This is a genomic window from Gordonia oryzae, assembly GCF_003797185.1.
Taxonomy (GTDB): Bacteria; Actinomycetota; Actinomycetes; order Mycobacteriales; family Mycobacteriaceae; genus Gordonia; species Gordonia oryzae.
In genome coordinates this window covers 400,791-423,406 of sequence record NZ_RKMH01000002.1, presented here as the reverse complement: position 1 = coordinate 423,406, position 22,616 = coordinate 400,791, and the positions used below count along the sequence as shown (strand labels likewise).

Annotated in this window: 19 protein-coding genes and 1 tRNA gene; 9 read left to right on the top strand and 11 right to left on the bottom strand. The window is 63.0% G+C overall.

What is annotated here, in order from left to right; all coding sequences use genetic code 11:
• The first annotated feature begins 178 nt into the window (after positions 1–178).
• The 4 genes from EF294_RS04185 to EF294_RS04165 all read left to right on the top strand — a co-directional run bounded on the left by EF294_RS04185 (position 179) and on the right by EF294_RS04165 (position 9,351).
• Positions 179–439 (top strand): helix-turn-helix domain-containing protein, encoded by a 261-nt coding sequence (locus EF294_RS04185; protein ID WP_123925891.1) that lies wholly within the window; start codon positions 179–181, stop codon positions 437–439.
• An 876-nt stretch (positions 440–1,315) separates the two neighbouring features.
• Positions 1,316–2,242 carry a hypothetical protein gene (locus tag EF294_RS04175; RefSeq protein ID WP_123925887.1) on the top strand — a complete coding sequence of 309 codons (927 nt, stop codon included), beginning with the start codon at positions 1,316–1,318 and terminating at the stop codon, positions 2,240–2,242.
• Positions 2,243–2,559: 317 nt separating this feature from the next.
• Positions 2,560–7,545: a DEAD/DEAH box helicase gene (locus EF294_RS04170; RefSeq protein WP_123925885.1), complete on the top strand. Its 4,986-nt coding sequence runs from the start codon at positions 2,560–2,562 to the stop codon at positions 7,543–7,545.
• Between the two features lie 81 nt (positions 7,546–7,626).
• Positions 7,627–9,351, top strand: a complete 1,725-nt coding sequence (locus tag EF294_RS04165; RefSeq protein WP_246007664.1) for a DUF262 domain-containing protein — start codon at positions 7,627–7,629, stop codon at positions 9,349–9,351.
• 279 nt (positions 9,352–9,630) lie between these two features.
• Here the strand turns inward: EF294_RS04165 and EF294_RS04160 are convergent, their stop codons facing one another.
• The 11 genes from EF294_RS04160 to EF294_RS04110 form a co-directional block, all read right to left on the bottom strand.
• Positions 9,631–11,397, bottom strand: a complete 1,767-nt coding sequence (locus EF294_RS04160) for a relaxase/mobilization nuclease domain-containing protein (protein WP_123925881.1) — start codon at positions 11,395–11,397, stop codon at positions 9,631–9,633.
• The gene (locus tag EF294_RS04155; RefSeq protein WP_246007663.1) at positions 11,397–11,801 is read right to left on the bottom strand and encodes a plasmid mobilization relaxosome protein MobC; all 405 of its coding nucleotides are present in this window, start codon (positions 11,799–11,801) and stop codon (positions 11,397–11,399) included. Before EF294_RS04155 ends, EF294_RS04160 begins: the two co-directional genes overlap by 1 nt.
• Positions 11,802–12,260: 459 nt before the next feature.
• Positions 12,261–12,806, bottom strand: a complete 546-nt coding sequence (locus EF294_RS04150) for a hypothetical protein (RefSeq protein WP_123925879.1) — start codon at positions 12,804–12,806, stop codon at positions 12,261–12,263.
• A 159-nt stretch (positions 12,807–12,965) separates the two neighbouring features.
• Positions 12,966–13,256, bottom strand: coding sequence for a hypothetical protein (locus EF294_RS04145; protein ID WP_123925877.1), 291 nt, complete (start codon positions 13,254–13,256; stop codon positions 12,966–12,968).
• Between the two features lie 71 nt (positions 13,257–13,327).
• Entirely contained in the window at positions 13,328–13,876 is a 549-nt protein-coding gene (locus EF294_RS04140) for a hypothetical protein (protein WP_123925875.1), read from the bottom strand.
• Positions 13,877–13,996: 120 nt separating this feature from the next.
• Positions 13,997–14,206, bottom strand: a complete 210-nt coding sequence (locus EF294_RS04135; protein WP_246007662.1) for a helix-turn-helix domain-containing protein — start codon at positions 14,204–14,206, stop codon at positions 13,997–13,999.
• Between the two features lie 426 nt (positions 14,207–14,632).
• Positions 14,633–14,851 (bottom strand): hypothetical protein, encoded by a 219-nt coding sequence (locus tag EF294_RS04130; protein WP_123925873.1) that lies wholly within the window; start codon positions 14,849–14,851, stop codon positions 14,633–14,635.
• Entirely contained in the window at positions 14,848–15,471 is a 624-nt protein-coding gene (locus tag EF294_RS04125; RefSeq protein WP_123925871.1) for a ParA family protein, read from the bottom strand. The genes EF294_RS04130 and EF294_RS04125 overlap by 4 nt, the downstream gene beginning before the upstream one ends.
• Positions 15,472–15,810: 339 nt before the next feature.
• Positions 15,811–16,599, bottom strand: a complete 789-nt coding sequence (locus EF294_RS22650; RefSeq protein ID WP_123925869.1) for a helix-turn-helix domain-containing protein — start codon at positions 16,597–16,599, stop codon at positions 15,811–15,813.
• Between the two features lie 260 nt (positions 16,600–16,859).
• A tRNA-Gln gene (locus EF294_RS04115) sits at positions 16,860–16,931 on the bottom strand.
• 126 nt (positions 16,932–17,057) lie between these two features.
• A complete protein-coding gene (locus tag EF294_RS04110; RefSeq protein ID WP_123925867.1) occupies positions 17,058–17,813 on the bottom strand; it encodes an SDR family oxidoreductase in 756 nt (251 codons plus the stop codon).
• A gap of 211 nt (positions 17,814–18,024) precedes the next feature.
• On the opposite strand from EF294_RS04110, the gene glmU reads away from it, so the two are divergent.
• From glmU to EF294_RS21890, 5 genes are all read left to right on the top strand, one after another.
• Positions 18,025–19,527, top strand: a complete 1,503-nt coding sequence (glmU, locus tag EF294_RS04105; RefSeq protein ID WP_123925865.1) for a bifunctional UDP-N-acetylglucosamine diphosphorylase/glucosamine-1-phosphate N-acetyltransferase GlmU — start codon at positions 18,025–18,027, stop codon at positions 19,525–19,527.
• Positions 19,528–19,606: 79 nt separating this feature from the next.
• On the top strand, positions 19,607–20,584 hold the full coding sequence (locus EF294_RS04100; protein WP_123925863.1) for a ribose-phosphate diphosphokinase: 978 nt from the start codon (positions 19,607–19,609) through the stop codon (positions 20,582–20,584).
• A 110-nt stretch (positions 20,585–20,694) separates the two neighbouring features.
• Positions 20,695–21,870, top strand: coding sequence for an MFS transporter (locus EF294_RS04095; protein WP_123925861.1), 1,176 nt, complete (start codon positions 20,695–20,697; stop codon positions 21,868–21,870).
• A 10-nt stretch (positions 21,871–21,880) separates the two neighbouring features.
• Complete coding sequence (arsC, locus tag EF294_RS04090; protein ID WP_123925859.1) at positions 21,881–22,222, top strand: arsenate reductase (glutaredoxin); 342 nt, start codon at positions 21,881–21,883, stop codon at positions 22,220–22,222.
• Positions 22,223–22,384: 162 nt separating this feature from the next.
• The gene (locus tag EF294_RS21890; protein ID WP_246007661.1) at positions 22,385–22,525 is read left to right on the top strand and encodes a class II glutamine amidotransferase domain-containing protein; all 141 of its coding nucleotides are present in this window, start codon (positions 22,385–22,387) and stop codon (positions 22,523–22,525) included.
• Positions 22,526–22,616: the final 91 nt, after the last annotated feature.

The window sequence follows — 22,616 nt, the reverse complement described above, 5'->3', positions numbered from 1 at the left end:
CACGCCCACCACCCAAACGAAGGTGCTCAACACCATTCACCACGCTCCAGAAGGCCGGATCGGTGGATCGAGGCTAAGGCCATCGGCGAGGCCCACTCCCTGCGCACTTCCGCTCCCACGTCACCAAAGTACTACTAGTAGGGCAGACTTTTCGGTAGCCATCATCAGTACTTGGTGAGTGCCAACTCGCCCATCTCAAGTCGATCCGCGTCGACTGGAGTCGTGGGCCCGGCACCGCAAAGCCGTCGGCCAACGAATCAGGACACTCCGAGTCGAGCAAGGGCTGACTCAAGAAGCGTTGGCACTGGAGTCGGGGGTCACCCGCAACGTTCTCATCCAGGTGGAGCACGGGCGGCGCGGCCTGCTGTATGAGCGACTATTTGATATCGCCGAGGTCCTCAGAGTGGATGCCGCCGAACTTCTCACGCCCGAACGGTGATCGTCCAAGCTCGCAATCGAACTCACGACGGAAGCCATCCAGACACCAGACCGACACTCTGGCCGATAATCGCTTGCAGACCGAGCGGCGATGGCGACACATTAGTCCTGGCAACCTACTCACACCGCGTGCGAACCCCGCACGGAAAGCTGGCGATAACGGGATGTTGACGACCGTGCTTGAGAAACTACTGACAGACGCTCGTCAGAACGGTTGGAGCACGACTACTGATGCGTCGCTTGCGGACTTGGCGCTCGAAGCTGAGCGCTACAAGCGTGGGCTGAGCTTTACGCACGTCCGGAACCGGCCCACCAGCCCGCCCATCGAGGTGCTCACACCGACATCTTCAGACAATGCACCCGCGCGCTCACTGAGCGCGATGCACGGCGAGGGACCCCAACCGCTTCACACCGACGGCGCCCATCATCAGGTGCCGCCTCACATAGTCTTGTTGTCGAGCCGTCAAATCAGCAGTGTCGCAACGTGGCTATGGCGGTTCGACACCGCCCAGCTTCCCTCGACCTCAATGCATCACGACTTACTACACGGGGTCTTCACTGTGCGTAGCGGACGATCTTGCTTTCTGTCGCCAGCGTGGACCCACCGGGAACAGCTGCGGTACGACCCAGGATGTATGGAACCCGCCGACGATCGCGCCCAGCGAGTGGCCACCTTCCTCAACTCCAGAATCGAACATGGCACCGCCTTTTCGTGGACCACACCTGGCCAGGTCCTCGCGATCGACAATCGCAGGGTGACGCATGCTCGTGGTGACGCCGTCAACGAACCTCACCGCACCATCGAACGACTCGCGCTACTGGTGAACGACTGGTCCGGCGTCAATAAGCCACCACTTCGCAGAGGCCTTCCAATCTCGTGACCACTCCATGCGACCACGAAGCGCTGTGGCTCAAGGCCAAGATGTTCCTCAACCGCGCGATGGAATCGGAAGGCCAACGACCCTTCGATGAGCGAGCGCTCTGGGCAACCCTTGCTATTGAACTCCTGGCCAAATCGGCGCTGGCCAGAACCTCCCCTGTCCTGATCGCTGAGCCCACGGAAGATGGCACCAACCTCCTGATCGCTACAGGGTTGCTCGACTCGAAAGACAACGTCCAGTTCGTGACTGTCCGCGCCAAGACGGTGTTCAGCCGATGCCAACGAGCATTTCGACCATTCGACGCCGGTGAAGCTACGAAGATGACAGCCGCGCGCAACGAATACCTACACGGCGCGACTCCTGGATTTACTGCAATCCCGGAGAACAGCTGGTGGCCACTGTTCTGGCGTCAAGCCATCATCCTCAACAACGCCGCGGATCATGACCTCGACGAACTCGTCGGTAGCGACCGAACCTCGGCAGTCGAACAGCATCTCGAGCGGAATCGAAAGAACCTCGAGCACAGAGTCGAGATGCTCATCGAGCAGGCGAAGACCCGACTCGCGCAATACAACGCGGGTGTCCTGCCTACCCGCGTCGCCAAAGCATGGGCCCCGGGGAACGACCGAACCATCGGGCACCGCTACCGAGAAAGCGAGACTTGCCCTGCTTGCGGCGGAAACGGGACACTAGAAGGCGAAGATGTCCACGACACAAGAATCGAGGCACATCAATTCAGCGAGGAAGCGAACGACTGGGATACGTCGGTCGAACTGGAAGTCTATTCAGATTACTTTAGCTGCTGGGATTGTGGACTCATCCTCGACAACTACGAACTACTGGACCACGCCGGCCTGCCGGGCACGTTCACGGCAGAGGGAGATGAGAGCGATATCCACGAACCCGAATACGGCAACGACTGAACGATAGCCACCTGCAGATGTGCATTCTTGCAGTGTCCGTATCCATTTGGGAGCGGCCGCTGCGACCTGCTCGACGAGCGCCTGTTCGATATCGCCGAGGTGATGGGCATCGATGCCGGCGAGCTGCTGACGCCCGACCGATGAGCGAGACAGCCGAGACGGAAACGTGCACCCGCCTCACGTGTCCACGCTGCCACTGACCAAGGCCTGCGCAACCGTCCGTGACGCGCTGGACCGAAGCCCGACTACCCCAATGCGAGCCTCCCGCCCGATAGGGTTTCGCGACAGACGGCCCGATCGACTGGAGGCAACGGAGCATGGGTTCGATTCACGAGGTGATGGCGGCGTTTCGTGAGGCGCCGTCGAACTCCGAGCGTGGCACCAAGTTCGAGAAGCTGATGGTCCGGTATTTCGAGCTCGACCCGATGCTCTCCCAGCAGTACGACGCGGTGTGGCGCTGGATCGACTGGCCGGGACGGCAGGGCAAACCCGACACCGGCATCGACCTCGTCGCCCGAGAGCGCGACAGCGGCGAGTACACGGCAATCCAGTGCAAGTTCTACGAACCGACCCACACTCTGCGCAAAGAAGACATCGACTCGTTCTTCACTGCATCCGGCAAGAAGCCGTTCACCAACCGCATCATCATCTCGACCACCGATCGCTGGGGCAAGAACGCCGAGGACACACTCGACGACCAGACCATCCCGGTGCAGCGCATCGGCCTCGCCGAAATCGCCGACTCCCCCATCGACTGGGACGTGAGCCTCGTCGATGGTGAGGTCGAAGTGCACCTCGCCGAGGCCACCCGACACGAGCCACGGCCCCACCAGACCACCGCGATCGAGAAGGCGTTCGACGGCTTCGGCAAGGGATTCGACCGCGGCAAGCTCATCATGGCCTGCGGCACCGGCAAGACCTTCACCGCACTCAAGATCGCCGAACGTACCGCAACAGAAAATGGCGGGAATGCTCGAATTCTCTTCTGCGTCCCATCGATCTCGCTGCTTTCCCAGACTCTGCGGGAGTGGACGGCGCAAACGCAGCTGGATCTTCGAGCCTTCGCGGTCTGCTCAGACACCAAAGTGTCACGTGCAGCTGAGGACATCAGCTCCTACGACGTGGCGGTGCCCGTCACTACCAATGCCGAGAAGCTCGTCGCGGAGATGTCACATCGCAAGCGCGCCAAGGGTTTAACGGTGGTATTCACGACTTACCAGTCGCTGCCCGTCGTAGCGCAGGCCCAACGCGACGGACTGGACCCCTTCGATCTGGTGATCTGCGACGAGGCGCACCGGACGACCGGCGTCACCCTCGAAGGTGCCGACGAGTCCAACTTCGTGCGCGTCCACGACAACGACTACATCCAGTCTGCGCGACGGCTCTACATGACGGCGACCCCTCGAATCTTCGACGAATCAGTCAAAGCGAAGGCCGACGAGCACTCCGCCGAGATCACGTCGATGGACGACGAGGACAAGTACGGTCCCGAGTTTCATCGTTTGTCGTTCGGGCAGGCGGTCGAGCGCGGATTGCTCACCGACTACAAGGTCCTCGTCCTAACTGTCGACGAGGAGATGGTCGCTGCTCCCCTCCAAACTCAACTCGCCGGCCCCGACGGAGACCTGCGCCTGGACGACGCGACCAAGATCGTCGGCGCCTGGAACGGACTCGCCAAGCGGGCAGGGCGCACCCCGGACGGCACCAGCTTCGCACCCGGCGAACCGCCGATGCGTCGAGCCGTGGCGTTCGCGAAAGACATTGCCACGTCAAAGAAGATCGCTGAGCTCTTTCCACGGGTAGTGGACACCTACCGTGACATGCTCACCGAGAGTATCGACGACGGCCACGACGTCAACACCACCAATCTTGATCTGGGCGTGAAGGTTCATCACGTCGACGGCACCTACAACGCGCTGGAACGAAATCGCGAACTCCAGTGGCTCAAAGCGCCACTCCCGGACAATGAGTGCCGCATCCTCACCAACGCCCGTTGCCTCTCCGAAGGTGTCGACGTGCCCGCACTGGATTCGGTGATGTTCCTTCACCCCCGCAACAGCGTTGTCGACGTCGTGCAGTCCGTCGGCCGTGTGATGCGCAAGGCCGAGGGCAAGGACTACGGGTACATCATTCTGCCGGTGGCTGTTCCTGCAGGCGTCTCGCCATCGCAAGCGCTGTCCGACAATCGTCGGTTCAAGGTCGTCTGGCAGGTTCTCAACGCGCTGCGTGCCCATGACGACCGCTTCAATGCGATGGTCAACTCGATCGCGCTCAACACCTCCGCCGAGTTGAAGGCCACCGGCCAAGGTTCCGATCAACTCCTCGGCGGACACGTCGGCCCCACCACGGAGAACCCGGAGAGCATCGGCAACGGGGAAAGCGCCAACAACGCCTCGACCGGTACAAGCGACGACCCGGCCAACGGTGTCGCCGATGGCGGTGGAGCCAGCGGTGGAGGTGTGGCGCAGCAGATGGCGCTGTTCTCCCTGTCGGAGTGGCAGGAGGCGATCTACACCCGCATCGTCGACAAGGTTGGCACCCGCACCTACTGGGAGGACTGGGCCCAGGACGTCGCCGACATCGCCGCCGCCCTCACCGCCCGAATCAAGGCTCTGATCGAAGGCGCAGATCCGACTGTCACCGCAGCCTTCGCCAAGTTCCATAAGGGGTTGCAAGACAACCTCAATGACTCCATCACTCGCGACGACGCCATCTCCATGCTCGCCCAGCACCTCATCACCGCGCCGGTCTTCGACGCCCTGTTCGCCGGCCATGAGTTCGCGGCGCACAACCCGGTGTCTCGCACCATGCAGGCGATGGTCGACCAACTCGGCGGAGCGGGTTTGGAGGCTGAGACGGCGCACCTCGAAGACTTCTACGATTCGGTGCGGATCCGCGCGTCCGAGGTGACAACTGCCGATGGCAAGCAGCAGGTGATCGCTGAACTCTACGAGAAGTTCTTCAAGGTCGGCTTCGCCAAACAAGCTGAGGCGCTGGGCATTGTCTACACGCCGATCGAGATCGTCGACTTCATCCTCCGCGCCGCCGACCACGCCTCCCGTGAAGCGTTCGGTCGGGGCCTCACCGATGACGCCGTGCACGTTCTCGACCCGTTCACCGGAACTGGCACGTTCATCACCCGGCTCATGCAATCCGGGCTGATCCGTCCAGAAGACCTGACGCGCAAGTACACCAGCGAGTTGCACGCCAACGAGATCATGCTGCTCGCGTACTACATCGCCGCGGTGAACATCGAGACCACCTACCACGCGCTGAGCAAGACCGAGTACAGCCCATTCGAGGGAATCGTCCTCACGGACACGTTCCAGATGACCGAAGACGACGACTCGATGGACACAGAGATGTTCCCGCAGAACAACTCCCGGATCGTCAAGCAACTCGCCGCGCCGATCCACATCATCGTTGGCAACCCGCCGTACTCCGTAGGTCAAGACTCGGCGAACGATCTCAACGCAAACCTCAAGTACCCCACGTTGGATAAGCGGATCGCAGACACCTACGCGAAGCGATCGACTGCCACGACGCAGCGCACCTTGTACGACTCGTACCTACGAGCGTTCAGATGGGCCACGGACCGTGTTGGTGACCACGGCGTCGTCGCGTTCGTTTCCAACGGTGGATGGCTTGACAGCAACACTGCCGATGGCATCCGTCTCTCCCTCGCCAATGAGTACAGCCGGATCTACGCCTATAACCTGCGTGGTAACCAGCGCACAGCCGGTGAACTGTCCAGGAAGGAAGGCGGCAAGGTTTTCGGTTCCGGCAGCCGCAACACCGTCGCGATCCTGATCGGCGTAAAGAACCCTGCTCACACTGGGCCGTGCGAGATCCAGTACCGCGACATCGGTGACTACCTGACGCGTGAGCAGAAGCTGGAGATCGTCGAGAGCAGCCATCTCGGATCGGTTGAATGGCAACTTATTAATCCAAACGGCCAGGGCGACTGGGTCCAACAGCGCAGTGACGACTTCGGAACCTGGCCGGTTCTCGGCGACAAGAGAGCGTCGGCGGGTGTAACCAAGGTGTTCGCCGTACACTCGCTCGGTCTCAACACAAGTCGGGACCTGTGGATCTACAACTCCTCCGATAAGCGGCTACGGAAAGCCATTCAGAAGTTCGTCAGTCACTTCAACGAGCAGGTCGACGGTTTCTCCGCGTACTGCACGAAGCGAGGACTGACTACCGCGCGAGAGTCCGATGCGGACTCATATCTAAGCGAGAACCCCGAGGCGACCGCCGCCGATTACCTCAAGTGGTCATCAAGCTTGAAGCAACGACTTGCTCGCCGTCAGAAGACTGCGGTCGAGGAGGCGTTTCAGCCAAGCATGTACCGGCCGTTCTTCAGTCAGCACGCCTACTTCGGACCTGCGCTGATTCACCGCCGCGGCACTCTCGACCGCATCTTCCAGACCGCTGATCACAAAAACGTCGGGATCTACGTGGTCGGCTTCGGATCCGCGGTCCCGTTCTCGCCGTTGATGGTCGACCACCTTCCGGATCTGCACCTCACGGGAGCAGGTAGCGGTGGCCAGTTCTTCCCTCGGTGGACATACGAGAAGGGCGACGCCGACGCTGATTGCGCCCTTGATCTGGAAACCGAGACACAGGATCTCGACGAGTACGGGTACCGCCGCATCGACAACATCACAGACGAGGTCCTCACCGTGTACCAGGCGGCGATCGGGAATCAGGTAACCAAGGACGACATCTTCTTCTACGTCTACGGTCTGCTCCACGACCCCGACTACCGCGAGACCTACGCCGCGGACTTGAAGAAGATGCTGCCGCACATCCCGACCCCGGACACCCCAGCGCGGTTCGAGCAACTCGCATCGGCGGGCCGGGCCCTGTCTGACCTGCACGTCGGGTACGACGACGTCGCACCATACCCCGTCGATGTGCAGCTCAAGCCGGGTGCCGATCCCGCCGACCGCGAGACCTGGCGAGCGTCAAAGATGAAGTGGGCCAAGAAGAAGGACCCCGAAAACGGTAAGAGCGTCAACGATGTCACGAAGCTGATCTACAACCCCAAAGTCACCATCACCGGCATCCCAGAGGAGGCCGAGCGGTACATGCTCGGCTCCCGCTCGGCGCTGGCGTGGATCATCGACCGTTACCAGGTCAAAACCGACAAGGCATCCGGCATCGTCAACGATCCGAACGATTGGTGCGACGAGCACGACAACCCTCGCTACATCGTCGACCTCATCGCGAAGGTCACGACCGTGGCAGTCGAGACGATGAAGATCGTCGACGGTCTGTCAGAGAACCCCACTGGTTGACCGCGCCAAACAACAGCACAACTCGTTTTCGCACAAAGAAAGAAGCACATGTCGTTCCAAACTCCGCGCAGTATCGAGGAAATGCTCACCGCAATCCACAAGCGTGAGTACCTGATGCCCGCAATCCAGCGTGAATTCGTCTGGGACGCAGACCAAATCACGAAACTCGTCGACAGTCTCATGCGTGGGTATCCCGTTGGGTCGTTTCTCCTATGGGACGTCAAGCCTGAGACCGCACAGTCGTACACGTTCTATGAGTTCTTGACCAATTACCACGAGCGCGACCACCCTTACGCCGACAAAGCCACTGTTCCGGCGGGAAGCGGCACCACGGCCGTTCTTGACGGCCAGCAGAGGCTCACATCGTTGAATATCGCACTCTACGGAAGTCTTTCAGAGAAGAAGAAGTACGCCTGGTGGAACAGCGCTAATGCGTTCCCTACGAAACGCCTATATCTCAACCTTGTCGACGAACCCGACGACGAAGAACTCGGAACCAAGTACGACCTCCGGTTTCTGACCGACCAGGAAGCGGCCGCAGAGGATGGAGATGCCGACAAATGGTTCCGAGTCGGCGCAGTACTCGACCTCCCCGACTCCGGGCCGAATATGCAGAAGGAGTTGACCAAGCGTCGGATCACCGCCGGGCTGGACGATGCTTTTCAGCGACTGTATGACCTCTATCAAGCCGTCCGGGTTCTCAAACCCATGAACTACTTCTTGGTCACCGATCAGGACGCCGACAAGGTGTTGGAGATTTTCGTACGGGTTAACAGCGGTGGCACTACGCTCTCGTACTCTGATCTGCTGCTGTCGATGGCCACCAACCAGTGGCAGGACTTGGATGCCCGCGAAGAAGTTCGCTCACTCGTTTCCGAGATCAACAGCAACGCCGGACGTCAGTTCTCGTTCTCCAAGGACGTGGTTCTCAAGACCGCACTGACTATCGCGGACGTCGACGTACGGTTCAAGGTCACCAACTTTACGCACACAAACATGGCGAAGGTGGAGGCCGCGTGGCCACAGATCAGAGGAGCCCTTCTCCGAGCGGCGACGTTGCTGCAGCAGTTCGGGTACAACGAACGAAACCTCACGGCCAACAGCGTGATCATCCCCGTCGCGCACTACCTCCACCTCCGCGACGCGGGCGACTCGTACCTCGACTCGTCTGCCGACGCCGCGGATAGGCTCGCACTCCAGCGGTGGGTCACGCGCTCACTTGTCAAACGTGGTATCTGGGGATCGGGTCTCGACACGCTTCTGACTCGAATCCGCGATGTCCTGCAAGACAATTCGGAAGGCGGCTTTCCTGCCGCGGCCATCGAAGACGCCATGGCTGTGGCCGGGAAGAGCCTCACTTTTGAAAGCGCAGAAATCGACGAGCTTCTGAACCTCAAATATGGTGGCCAACGGACGTTCTCGGTACTGTCGGTCTTGTATCCAGGTCTCGACCTCAGCAAGAAGTTCCACGAAGACCACATCTTCCCCAAGTCGCGGTTCACCAAGAAGAAGCTCTTGAACGCGGGAATCCCGATCGAAAAGGTCGACGATTACTTGGAGGTCGTCAATCTCTTGCCGAACCTCCAACTACTTGCTGGTACCGCCAACATTGAGAAACAGGACAGTCTGCCGGCCGTCTGGATCGAAAGCGCCTTCCCCAGTGAGGACAAGCGGAGCACGTATCTCTCTGACAACGACCTGGACGGGCTCTCCCTCGACTTGGGCGAATTCCTGTCGTTCTTCGAGGAGCGCAAGCGCCGAGTCCGAGAGCGCCTCATCACCGTGCTTGGAACCAACCCGAGCTGACAACAGTACGAATCGAGCGGATGTCGCCATGACGGACGGCTCGACCGCCTTGACCTGCCAGATGGAAGCACGGCGATGCCCGCGTCGGTGTCCCGATGATGCGACTGCGTGGCATACTCGTGCCGAGCAAGGTGCGGATTCTCCGAACTCCCCAAGTTCCGACGATCCGCCTGGCCCCAGGTGTGGCTACGGCAGCCTGGGGCTGCTCGCTGTCCATGGGCAGTGACCTTCACAGCGTGTACCGCCGCGCGGCGATGAACTGCGGTCGCGGCCCGATACTCAGCGCCCCGTACGTTCCTGACCTCGCTGACGCGCGGCATCGAGTCGCGCACGCTCGGCGGGCGTAATCGGCTCAAGTCGCGCGCGTATCGGCGACCCCAATTGTTTGCGCGTAGCCTTCGGTGCGGACGGGAAGTCGCTGCATCGACCGGTATCGCGTGCAAGCCGACGATCCGACTCAACGCTTGCAGAGGTCTGGCGAACCGGAGCCTGCGTAACTCTGGATGCTGCTTCGAGCAACGCGCCAAGCTCAGTACGAGTGATGGCGGTCAAGGCCGCAGCCCGCGCAGCGTGACCTGCGGCACGATGCGCGGAAACGATCGCTTCGACCGCGCTGAGGAGTTGCCGCAACAGCGCGGCAGTCGCCGCAGTTGAATCCGTTCGCCCGCTTGCAGTCAGCAACAGGAACGCTACGGAGCTCGTGTGCTCGACGCGCTTCGGCGCCACCGCACGAGCCGCTGGGATACCTGCTGACGCACCGAGTGCGTCGGCGGCCCGCGCCAGCGGACCGGGACGTTCTTCGATCTGCACCGACCACGCCGCGAACACGCCAGCCGTCTGCCCGGCCGCGCTTGCCCAGCTCGCGTGATCGTCGACAGCGATAGTGCCGAGGTACTGGGTCCACTGCTCGAGATCGTCCTGGGCACGGCGGTACAGCGCATCCATATCGCGTTCGTGACGTCGCGTCTGCCGTGCTTGTTTGAGTGGCTCTCGCTCACGCTTCGCGCGTCGCCATTCGCCCGCCGCTTCCAGCGCAGCACTGGGTGAGTCTGACCATCCAAGTCGCATTCTCGGCAGCGTCAGGTCCTTACCCAATCGTCCTCCCCCGAACCAGACCGGACGCGCGTCGAAGTCGCGCGATCCGTCCTCGTGTCGCGGTGCCAGAGCCACCGAGTAGCCCTGCACGACGTCGTCGGTACCCGCGGCGTAGCGCGGACGGATCAGGTGTCCGAGCGCGCGGACCTGCCGAACGAACTCGGCCTCCGACGTCACCGCCGTCGCGCATGCACGAACGTCGCGGGCCAGCGTGCGTCGAGCCGGTTCATCACCCTTCCCTGCCCCGATGTTCTCCTCAGCACGCGAATGGGCCAGCGTCGATGCGGTCGCCGCCGCACGGCCTGGAGTGACCGCGAGTCCGTACTTGCGCTCCAACCTCGCCGACGCCCGCTGAGCGCGCGCGAAGTCGTTGTGCGAGGAGACTCTGGTGCCGTCTTCGCGAACCATCGACGCCGCAAAATGAATGTGGTCGTTGCCCTTCTTGCTCAGGCCGTGATGCACCGCCACCCACCGCACGGGTGCCAGTCCTTCCTCGGTGAAACCCATCTCGCGCATGAAGTCACGTGCGATGTCACCCCACAGTTCGTCGGTGATCGCCGACTCACCGTCGACAAGCTCCGCCGTGCGCCCGCCGGTCGCAGGATCGACCGCATACACCGGGGCCTTGAGCGACAACGAACAGTGCCACACGTGAGCGTTCTGCCTGACCTGTTTCCCGTTGTCGTCCAGCACTACGACCCTGCGCTGTTCCCGCTCATCCCACCGCCGTTTGGGAACTGTCACCTCGGTCTTGAAAACCCGGCGAGGCTGATCAATCTGTCGCGCGATGTCGCGTGCCGTATCGAGATCGAGCACCGCGTCGTCATGCCACGCCATGATCGCCGAATCGCCGGCCACGAGGTGCGGCTCGGTGTGCTCATTGACATTGCCGGGGCCGACGAGGTAACTGAGTAGTCCAGTCATGCTCGAGCCGCGAGTGATGTTGGGCATCATGTGGATTCTTGCCCCTCCAACGCAGCACCCACCCGCTGTCCAGTCCGCCGAACTGCAGCAAACGTCGCGGCAAATTCCTCCTGCTGTTCGCCAACCGCGTCCGTCGCCCCCGCGATCTGGTTGACGTTGCTGGTGATCGACGCCAGCAAGCGGTATGCGCCGAAGAACTCGACCGCGAGATCGTGGCGTGCAGTCGCGGTCTGTCCGATTTGATCGGCCAATGCCTCCTCCACCATCAGTCGCGGAACCGACACCCACGCGTCGTGCGCGCGCTCCTGCAGCCGACGCTCCTGCTCGGGTGTCACCTTCACCTTGTGCGCGATCTGCCGGCCGCCAGGCACGTTGGACTGGCGGCTTCCCCGTCGCGACTTCGGCGCCGGACCTTCCTCGCTCATCGCCACTCCCCACTTCCGGCCAGCGCAGCGACTCCACACATGGAGACCCACTACCTTCCCAAGGTGCGGCAGATCGGCCAGCGCAGCGCCGGCACCGATCTCCTACTTGGGGTACCCAAGCATATAGCTTGCTCTGCGCGACTAACGTCAGGCCGAAGGTACTAACCCGCGTGGGTTAGTCTGCGCAACAACGGATTCGACGTCAATGACATCGCCCATCATGCACGTACAAGAGGCGCTCGACTCAGTAATCCATTGCGCGGCACAGAACCGGACCACACACGAACGAAGGTTGGCGTAGTTCCTTCTGGCGGGCCGCTCACAACCCACAACGCTTGGCACGTGTTGATGACACACCGTAGGACGCCTTGCAGTACGAAAGTCGTTGCGAACAGCGCGGCATCGGCATAGCAATTAGCGACCACAAAGCCGCGTGCGTGGGCTCCAAACCTGTCGGCGACGCAGTTAGGTCTTCGTACGCCGCGCCCGCGAGAGGACGTCGATATCGTGCGCGATGTCTTGATCGACTATCGCAGCCAACATGGTCGCGAGCGGATGACCAGAAGCCGTCGGAATCGGCAGACCGTCGGCGATCCGCATCTCTACGATCAGTTCTGCACTGACCTGCCACGCCGGGCTCGCGTACGGCCAGACCCGCTCGACCAATGCCTCGGTCTCCGCGCTCACCTCGATCGTGTCCACAACGTTCAGTTCGGGATCGTCCTCGTCCGCGAGTGGTGCTGGAACGTAGCCCTCCCAGAGTTGCGACCGCACTTGTTCGCTCGCGCGCTGTCGCGCGTGGCTGAGCACGCTTACCGTCTCCACGTACTCCAGTGGTCGACCCAACCGAGCCCGCGCTTCGTCGCGAAGTTGGGTCTCAAGATCAGCTTGCAACGCCGCAAACTCCGCGTTCAGCCTCTCAGTTTCCCGGCTCACGGCGTCTTCGAACTCAGCACGGTCCATGTCCGTCAGCTCGTCGGCGTACCTCGCGGTCACCTCGTCACGAAACATTGAGATCCTCTCAGGGATTGGGAACTGGGGCCGCGATGATTGCCATTGGATTCTGGTCGACTCCCTGCACTCTCAGTGGGGAACGACGAGCGCCTGCACCAGGTATAGACCCCCCCACCTCGAGACCGTTGCGCGCAGCAGACCGCGACGGCAGCAATCTCATCGAGGAGGCTGCGGGTCTTCAACCCAATCGACGACTACGTTGGCGGACAGGCGCTCGACCCCACCACGCACCCAGTCACACATCTCGCAGAGCGTCTTCCACGAGATCGGCTCCAGAGATCGCCTCTCGCTAAGCGCGACTAACACCTCGTCGTGATCTACGTTCCAGAGCCTGCATAGCCGGTCGCTTGCGGAGATGCACACGTCCATTGCGAACTGCACGTTGCGGAGTGTGGTGCTCCACATGAAGCTGGTCCCCTTCTGCTCCTGGATCACGGCCAGCGTCATCCAGACCGCATTCCCATGCGTCGGCCGACTGAGTTCGTCGTAGCCGAGGTCGCTCCCAAAGTGCGCCTCGATCAGCTTCCGCGAGCTGCTCGACGCTGCTTAGGCACGTCCGCGAATTCGGAGCCGGTTCGATGGCGCCACCGCTTCCAATTGTCGATCAACTTGGTCGAGGCCTCGTCATTGGACGATCGGTATTCCTGTAGTCCCGATCGAAAGAGGTCGTAGGTTCGGAGGACCCTGGCCCGCCAGTCGATCGCGGGGTCATCGAGAAACATCGCCTTGGCGGCGTGCTCGGCAGCAACGCGCGCGAGTGCGCCTGAGCCGACGTGCATCGGGAAGTCACGTCCAACCAGGTCGCATGCCGAGAGGAGCGCGTCACCCGACGATATGACGTAGAACTTGGCCAGGCGGTGCGCTGTGAGCAGAGGCCCTTCCACGTCCTCTTCGCTGCCTATGATGCTGTCGATCTCATCTATCGAGTCGATGCCGGGCTCACGGTAGATCGGCGTGAAGTACGCGGCGGTCAATCCGAAATGAGCCACTGCCTGGCCCACGTTGGTTGCAGCGACCGCAAACTCTCGGATGCCCTCGATCGACTCGTGGAAGTTTTCGTCTAGCACCCGGACAGAGTACGAAACCGCTCGGACACCTTTGGACTACTTGATCGGCGCCCACCAGAGCCGAGGGCACCTCACGGCGACACTCGCCGCAGGGGTCGCAGGATGTTCATCAGCCCAGGCTCAGGCATCCGACGGCGTCGGCCTGCCAAGCTTTCGATACACCGACTCCAAGTCGAGGCGGATAAGCCGCGACCCGACGCGCTGAGCCTCGATCCGACCCTCCATGATCCAGCGACGGACGGTGGTTGGGTGCACCCCGTAGATTTCGGCAACCTCGGAGATGGAGACGAACGATCCTCGATCTCCAGATTGATTCATGCCTGCGCTCATGAACGCAATGCTATGCACATCTATGGCGAGCAACCTGTCAAAGTCCATACGCACGAACATGTTTGGAGTGCATCAGAAGTTTTGGACATGAGTTTTGAAACACCAAGCCACTGCGTGTCGGCGCACCACACCCCAATCAACCAAACCCTAAATCTCCGGCAATACTCACCAAATATATTGAGCGCCTGTCGAATACGGCATCGATCCATGGTCACCGGTCACGTTTACCTACCCGTAGCCAAAGTGATGTCGGATTGAGACTGACGTGACTCTCCGCCGCCTTCCCTTCCGTCCCCGCCATCATTCGGGAGGTGCCTCAGCTTTCGTTCTCCACGCACTCGGAGGCCACGGATTCGCGTACACGCCTCGCAAGCAGATCGTCGTCCAAGAGTTCCGAGAGCAACGCATCGACGACGGACTGAAACGTCACGCGAGGCACGCCGAGAGAGCATGGGCTGCACCTGCCTGCCACGCCAGCACTCGTTGGTTCAGGTCCGCGTCGAGGTTGACCGTCTTGCCAACCCGCCTCGATGCCGACGGCAACGCAATCTGACTCGTCGCCTTCGCGGTCACCGCTGACCGAGTCGACGGCTGGGACGCGACACGCGACGCCTGTGCGCGGATCTGTTCCGCTCGTGAGGTCATGGCCGCGCGACCTCCATGTCGAGCAACTGTGTTAGCGCGTCGCCATATGCGGTGTTGAGTGCATCGTCAATCGGGCATCCGAAGGCCTGTGCGAAGCGCTCCAACCGCGCGACTCGTGCAGGGAGGACGGGTACCAGGTCGCTCGCCGCCGTGCGGTACACCTCTGCCGACGCCGAGTTGGTCACGACTCGCGTCAGTATCGCGGCAACGACCGGTGGAGCGGCACGCAAGGGGCCGACGTCATCGACCAACTCGAGAACTGCGCCCAGCCGGTCGAAGTCCATAGGTGTCGGCGACATCGGGATCACTATATGAGTGGCCACACGCACGGCCGAGGTCACGATTCCACGGCCAGACTCCATCGGCGGCGTGTCGATGACAACGGCGTCGAACCCTTCAGTCACAGCATCCAACCGGCGATGCAAGTCTTTGACCGGCATTCCGACGACGGGCGTGGCCCATTCCGCGAGATCGGACCATCGGACGAGTGAGCAGTTTTCGGGGTCGGCATCCACTCCCAGCACCGACAAGCCTGATTCGACCAGAGCGTGGAGCAGGTAGGCGGCCGACGTGGTCTTCGTCGACCCACCTTTGAGATTGACAACAGCGATGCAGAGCACTGAAAGTCCTTCCAGTTCAGCCAGATAGATGAATAGATACTTGGATATTTGGATGTTTAGCTAAATGCGTGAATAGGCATATGGCTGTTCAGCCGTATACGCAGAACGAGCCAAATATGTTACTGCTAGACCAATTTCACCGCGTACGAGACGATCAAGGAGGCTTGAGGAGACACGGAGCGTGGAACCAGCCGGGGCTGCCGAGCACTCGGGCAGTCGGCAGGTACCGGGTCGAGAGATGTCGCCCATCAACACTCAGGCCGTGGCTGACAATCAGTTCATGCGAACCGCACAGATCACACAATCGGCTCGTATCATCCACTTGCGCTGGAGAATCCATCACGAAGCACTCCCCCGAGCCAGGACGGCCCGAACCTGAGCCATCCCTCGCGCGTGCCTCGCATCACCGTCGGGATCGTGGTGACACGGCATGTTCCCCCGGTATCCCCGGTCGTCGCACATCCCGCACGCTCGAATCGCTGCCCGCTCGGCCGCAACGACTTGCTCCCGTTCTTCACGCTGGGCTTCGAGTGCGGACAGTCGTCGTCGTTGCTCGAATTCCTCCTGTCGGCGACGTGCGTCTCTGCAAGCGGCACAAGGCATGTCGGTCCCGTCGGGGTGACGTTCGCATGTCCTGGATGGAGGTTCGGCGACCACCGTCAATCGCGGACGGTCGACACCTGGACGCGCACCCCCTGTTAGTTCTCTTGTTGAAGACCTTGTTTGTGGCTCATCGGTGACCCACCCCCTGGGTCGCCGATGACCTACCCCCTGGCTCACGGATGACCTAGGTCGCGCATGGCCTGGGTCATCGTCGACCTGAGTCACGCGTGACCTAGGTTCGGCCTCGCGGACGCCGTCAACAAACTGGAATCGCGTCGGACGTCCAGGCTGCTCCGACGCAACGACCAGCCCCAACTGCTTGAGCGTTCCGATGGCTCGTTTGACCGTCGCAGGTGACACACCCATCCGGCTCGCGATTGTCGCGACGCTGGCAAAGCACTCGCGGCCGTGCGCGTCGGGGAACGACGCCATGGTGACGAGGGTGAGTTTGACTGTGGTCCAGTCGGCGCTGGCATCGGCCGGACGCTCAACGGCGACCGCCCACGCGGTCAGCTCGTAGGACATGAATAGACCCCTTCGGCTCGTGGCGAAGGGACAACCGCCTACCGGCGGCGACGCTAGACCAGCAGTACCGCGAGCGGTACAGTGCTAATCAACGCGATGGAGGATCATGCGACGATCCCCTCGCCAGACCCCGGCAGGTGTTAGCGCACCTGGTCGGGGTCGTTCGTTTCGAGGGGTCCTCGCGTGCGATGTCGACAAAATATCGACATGAGGGTTGCGGAGCTGAAGCGAAAACAGCTCTGAGCTGGCCTTTCTCGTTGCTCCCCCACCAGGACTCGAACCTGGAATGCCTGAACCAAAATCAGAAGTGTTGCCGATTACACCATGGGGGAATAACGCGGACCTGATTGTGCCACAGGGCGGCGCGTGGGTCCGCATCGATTCCCGCTAGTCCGTTTCCTTCCCGCTCGATCAGGTCGACGCGCGGGAAGGAAACGGAGCAGCGGGAGGCTCGGAGGTCAGTCCTTGGGGCCGCCGGCGACGTAGATGACCTGACCGGAGACGAATCCGGCGCCTTCGCTGACGAAGAACGACGCGGTGTGGGCGATGTCCTCGGGCACGCCGGTGCGGTTGACCGGGATCTGGGCGGCGCTGAGCTTCTTGAACTCCTCGAAGTCCATGCCGACGCGGGCCGCGGTGGCAGCGGTCATGTCGGTCTCGATGAAGCCCGGCGCAATGGCGTTGGCGGTGACGCCGAACTTACCGAGCTCGATAGCGAGGGTCTTGGTGAAGCCCTGCATTCCCGCCTTGGCCGCCGAGTAGTTGGCCTGGCCGCGGTTGCCAAGCGCCGAGGTGCTCGACAGGTTCACGATGCGACCCCAGCCGGCGTCGACCATGTGCTTCTGGGCGGCCTTGGTGACGTTGAACGCACCGCGTAGGTGAACGGCCAACACCGTGTCCCAGTCGTCGACACTCATCTTGAACAGCAGGTTGTCGCGCAGGACGCCTGCGTTGTTGACGACCACGGTCGGAGCGCCCAGTTCGGCGACGACCTTGTCGACCGCCGAGGCAACCGACGACTCGTCGGCCACGTTCGCACCGACTGCGATGGCCTTGCCACCGGCCTCGGTGATGGCGTTGACGGTGTCGGCACAGTTCGCCTCGTCGAGGTCGAGGACCGCCACGGCCAGTCCATCGGCGGCCAGTCGCTTGGCGACGGCTGCACCGATACCGCGTGCCGAACCGGTCACGATTGCTGTCTTCTGGGTGCTCATCGGCTTCCCTTCATTGCGGATCATCGAGTGTGATGTGGGCCCCTTTGGTTGTATCAGGCAGCAGTCCTGCCGGGGGACGCCGGTCGGCGGCCGCGAACCGGTCAGTACTATCGGGCCGTTGCCGTGCGGCGGGGCCGGCGCCGGATCGTCTCGACGCGCGACTCCCGCCTGGCGCCAACCCACCCACAGACCAGCTCCATCGGAGGTCGACATGACACAGACGTCCCCCACGACGACCGCCGTCATCGTCCTCGCCGCCGGCGCCGGTACCCGTATGCGGTCCAAGACCCCGAAGATCCTGCACACCCTCGCCGGCCGGAGCCTGCTCGGACACGCCCTGCATGCCGCCGTCGACCTCGGCGCCGCGCGCGTGATCGCCGTCGTCGGACACGAACGCGAGCGGGTGACCGCGGCGGTGGAATCCACCTCGCAGTCGCTCGGCGTCCCGGTCTCGGTTGCCGTCCAGGACCAACCGCTCGGCACCGGTGACGCCGCCCGGGCCGGCCTCCAAGCGTTACCGGACGACTTCACCGGCACCGTCGTGGTCACCGCCGCCGACGTACCCCTGCTCGACGGGCCGACGCTACGTGCCCTCGTCGAGGCCCATTCCGCCGACGGTGGCGCCGCGGTCACGGTCACCGGATTCCACGCCGGCGACCCAACCGGCTACGGACGCATCGTCCGCGGCGACGACGGCGGGGTACACGCGATCGTCGAACACAAGGACGCTACCCCCGAGCAATTGGCGATCACCGAGGTCAATGCCGGGGTCTACGCCTTCGACGCGACCGCGCTACGCGCCGCGCTTGGCGGGCTCTCCACCCACAACGCGCAGGGCGAGTACTACCTCACCGACGTCGTCGGGATCGCCCGCGAAGCCGGAAAGTCGGTGCACGGCTTCACTGTTGACGATCCGATGCTCGTCGCCGGCTGCAACGACCGCGCCCAGCTCGCCGCGTTGGCCGCCGAACTGAACCGGCGGATCGTGCGTCGGCATCAGCTTGCCGGGGTGAGCGTCGTCGACCCGGCGACCACGTGGATCGACCTCGACGTCACGATCGCCGAAGACGTGCGGATCGAGCCGGGAACCCACCTGCACGGCGCGACCACAATCGGCGAGGACGCCGTCATCGGACCGGACTGCACGCTCACCGACGTCACCGTCGGACGTGGTGCGCAGGTCATCCGCACCCACGGCCGCAGTGCGGCCATCGGCGACAACGCGCTGGTCGGTCCGTTCGCCTACCTGCGACCGGGGACGGTCCTCGGGGTCGGCGGCAAGATCGGCACCTTCGTCGAGACCAAGAACGCGGTCATCGGTGCGGGCAGCAAGATCCCCCACCTCACCTATGTCGGGGACGCGCGAATCGGTGACGACTCCAACATCGGTGCCTCGAGTGTTTTCGTCAATTACGACGGGGTGAACAAGCATCACACGGTGATCGGTTCGAACTGCCGGACCGGTTCTGACAATATGTTCGTCGCACCTGTACAGATCGGTGACGGCGCGTACACCGGTGCGGGTACCGTCGTGCGCGACGATGTCCCCCCCGGTGCCCTCGCGGTCTCGGCAGGCGCACAACGCAACATCGAGGACTGGGTGGTCCGCAAGCGGCCGGACACGGCCGCCGCGCAGGCCGCTCGCGCGGCCGTCGAGACGCCCTCGGCACCCACCATCGACGAGACCACCACCGGCGAGGGCATGCGCCCGTAGGCGAGATTGCCTGCGGCTCAGATCCCCCGACCAGAACACCATCGAGCCCCGACCACCAGCCCCGAGTAGAAGAGTTTCCATGACCTGGACGACCGACAACCAGAAGAACCTGATGCTGTTCGCGGGGCGTGCGCACCCCGAGCTTGCGCAGGCCGTTGCCGACGAACTCGGCATCAAGGTGACACCGCAGACCGCGCGCAACTTCGCCAACGGCGAGTTGTTCGTGCGCTTCGAGGAGTCGGTGCGCGGGTCGGATGCCTTCGTGCTGCAGAGCTGCCCCGCCCCGCTCAACGAGTGGGTGATGGAAGCACTCATCATGATCGACGCGCTCAAACGCGGATCGGCCAAACGCATCAGCGTGATCCTGCCGTTCTATCCGTATGCCCGTCAGGACAAGAAGCACCGTGGCCGCGAACCGATCTCGGCTCGTCTGATCGCCGATCTGATGAAGACCGCGGGCGCCGACCGCATCATCACCGTTGACCTGCACACCGATCAGATCCAGGGCTTCTTCGACGGGCCGGTCGATCACATGCACGCCCTTGGACAGCTCTCGGACTACGTGCGCCACAAGTACGGCACCGACAACATCGCCATCGTCTCCCCTGACTCCGGTCGCGTGCGGGTGGCCGAGAAGTGGGCCGACGCCCTCGGCGGCGCCCCGGTGGCGTTCATCCACAAGACCCGGGACCCTATGGTCGCCAATCAGGTTGTCGCACACCGCGTGGTCGGCGAGGTCGAGGGCCGCACCTGCGTACTGATCGACGACATGATCGACACCGGCGGCACGATCGCCGGAGCCGTCAGCAAGCTCAAGGACGCCGGCGCCGGCGACGTCGTCATCGCCACCACACACGCCGTGTTCTCCGACCCAGCCGCCGAGCGCCTCGCCAACTGCGGAGCGACCGAGGTCATCGCCACCGACACCCTGCCGATTCCGCCCGAGAAGCACTTCGAACAGCTCACCGTGCTCTCGATCGCTCCGCTGCTGGCCCAGACCATCCGCGAGGTATTCGAAAATGGTTCGGTGACAAGCCTTTTCGACGGAATTGCCTGACCGGTAGCGCCAGCACAGCGTTCTGCGACCACGGCCGCCACGATCACGGTGGTCGAGGCGGAGCGCAGTCGTGTCACCCCTTTCGCCCAGACCGAGAAACAGGATCGCCCGTGACCGACCGCGTCAGCGCCCGCAACTGGGCCGCTGTCGGCGCACTCGGCCTGGGCGTGTTCACCGTCACGACCACCGAAATCATGCCGATCGGCCTGTTGCAGCCGATGGCCGCCGATCTCGGGGTCTCCGACGGTTCGGTCGGCCTGGTGGTGACCGCGGTCGCCTTTGTCGCCGCGATGGCTGCACCCACGTTGTCGACGACGACCCGGCGCGTCGATCGGCGACTGCTGCTGATCGCGGTGATGACGGTCTTCACCCTCGGTAACGCGCTGACCGCGATGACACCGGGTTTCGCGACGCTCATCGTCGTGCGGGTGCTGATCGGCGGCGCCCTTGGGCTGCTGTGGACGACCGTGGCGCCGACCACCCTGCTGCTCGTACCACCGCGCTACGCGGTGCGCGCCACCACGATCACTTTTTCCGGGGTGTCGATCGCCTCGGTACTGGGCGTACCACTGGGCACCCTGGCCGGCCAGCAACTCGGCTGGCGGGCCGCCTTCTGGGCGCTGGCCGCGTTGTCGGCGCTGGCCCTTGTAGCCCTCGCAGTGCTGCTCGGGCCGACCCGGCCCGCCGGCGGGGTCGCGTTGCGACGGTTGCCGTCGATGCTGCGCAACCGCGACCTGCGGCTCACGGTCGTCATCACCGCCGTCGTGATCACCGGGGCTTATGCCGCCTACACCTACGTGACACCGCTGATCGTCGACGGCATCGGTATCGACGACGACCTGGTCAGTGCGGTGCTCCTGGTGATGGGGGTGGCGGGCGTCGCAGGGAATTTCGCCGCCGGAGCCCTGCTCACCCGCCTCACCTCCGCACGTGCGGGCCTCGCGGCGGTGATCGGGGTTCTCGCGGTGGCGCTGTGGCTGGTGGCGGTGACTACCACCATCACGCCCCTTGCCCTGGTGTCTCTGACGGTGTGGGCCGTCGGTTACGCCGCCATCCCCATCGGGTTGCAGACGACCGTTCTGCGAACCGCGCCCGGCCACCGCGAGGCCGCGACCACCGTGTATTCGACAGTCTTCAACCTGGCCATCGGCGTGGGTGCGCTCGTCGGCGCGCAGGCCATCGACAGGGCGGGCGTACTGGCCCCGATCCTCGTCGGCGCTCTGTGCGCGACGATGGCCCTGGCGCTGACCGCACGGCTGCCCGGACGAGTCGGCGCACTGCAATAGGGTGGGTCCGGTGAACGCGACGATCTATCACAACCCACGCTGCACGACGTCCCGCAAGGCCCTGGACAAGCTCCGTGAGGCCGGCATCGAGCCGACTGTCGTCACCTACCTCGACGAGCCGTACACGCGAGCCCAACTCGAGACACTCTTCGCCGACGCAGGCTTGAGCGCACACCAGGCGGCACGCAAGCGCGAATCGCTCTACAAAGACCTCGATCTCGCCTCGGCGTCGGAGTCCGAGGTGCTCGACGCGATGGTCGAACACCCGATCCTCGTCGAGCGGCCGTTCGTCGTCACAGACAAGGGCACCCGCCTCGCCCGCCCCCTCGACACGATCGACGAGATTCTCTGACGGGGTTCGACCACGATCGACGGCGCGGGCCATGTCATCGAGGCGATGACCTCGACGACGCCGCTCCGTGGCCCCGACGACGCCGGCGCGTATCTCGAGCCCCACGTCGGGCCGGGGTCACCAACGCCTGGCCATCATCGACCTCCCCTCGATCATCAGCCGATGACGGCGCCGACCCTGGCCGGTACCGTGGCGTTCGTGGACGGCGAAACGTACAACTTTCGCGAGCTGCGTACCGAATTACTTTCCCTCGGAAACGAATTCGATGCCGACTCAGATACCGAGGTGGTGTCGCAGGGCTAGGTGCAGTGCGATGCCGCGGTGGCCGATCACCTCAATGGCATCTATGCCTTCGCCATCCGGGATTGGCAGACCGAAGAACTGACCATGCACC

What these genes read in the sequence shown, in the direction of transcription:
- EF294_RS21890 (WP_246007661.1), top strand. Translation starts at nt 22,385, where the DNA reads ATGACGGCGCCGACCCTGGCCGGTACCGTGGCGTTCGTGGACGGCGAA.
- EF294_RS04165 (WP_246007664.1), top strand. Translation starts at nt 7,627, where the DNA reads ATGCTCACCGCAATCCACAAGCGTGAGTACCTGATGCCCGCAATCCAG.
- EF294_RS22650 (WP_123925869.1), bottom strand. Translation starts at nt 16,599, where the DNA reads ATGTCCTACGAGCTGACCGCGTGGGCGGTCGCCGTTGAGCGTCCGGCC.
- EF294_RS04145 (WP_123925877.1), bottom strand. Translation starts at nt 13,256, where the DNA reads ATGACGCTGGCCGTGATCCAGGAGCAGAAGGGGACCAGCTTCATGTGG.
- EF294_RS04135 (WP_246007662.1), bottom strand. Translation starts at nt 14,206, where the DNA reads ATGAGCGCAGGCATGAATCAATCTGGAGATCGAGGATCGTTCGTCTCC.
- glmU (WP_123925865.1), top strand. Translation starts at nt 18,025, where the DNA reads ATGACACAGACGTCCCCCACGACGACCGCCGTCATCGTCCTCGCCGCC.
- EF294_RS04100 (WP_123925863.1), top strand. Translation starts at nt 19,607, where the DNA reads ATGACCTGGACGACCGACAACCAGAAGAACCTGATGCTGTTCGCGGGG.
- EF294_RS04130 (WP_123925873.1), bottom strand. Translation starts at nt 14,851, where the DNA reads ATGACCTCACGAGCGGAACAGATCCGCGCACAGGCGTCGCGTGTCGCG.
- EF294_RS04170 (WP_123925885.1), top strand. Translation starts at nt 2,560, where the DNA reads ATGGGTTCGATTCACGAGGTGATGGCGGCGTTTCGTGAGGCGCCGTCG.
- EF294_RS04150 (WP_123925879.1), bottom strand. Translation starts at nt 12,806, where the DNA reads ATGTTTCGTGACGAGGTGACCGCGAGGTACGCCGACGAGCTGACGGAC.
- EF294_RS04160 (WP_123925881.1), bottom strand. Translation starts at nt 11,397, where the DNA reads ATGCCCAACATCACTCGCGGCTCGAGCATGACTGGACTACTCAGTTAC.
- EF294_RS04110 (WP_123925867.1), bottom strand. Translation starts at nt 17,813, where the DNA reads ATGAGCACCCAGAAGACAGCAATCGTGACCGGTTCGGCACGCGGTATC.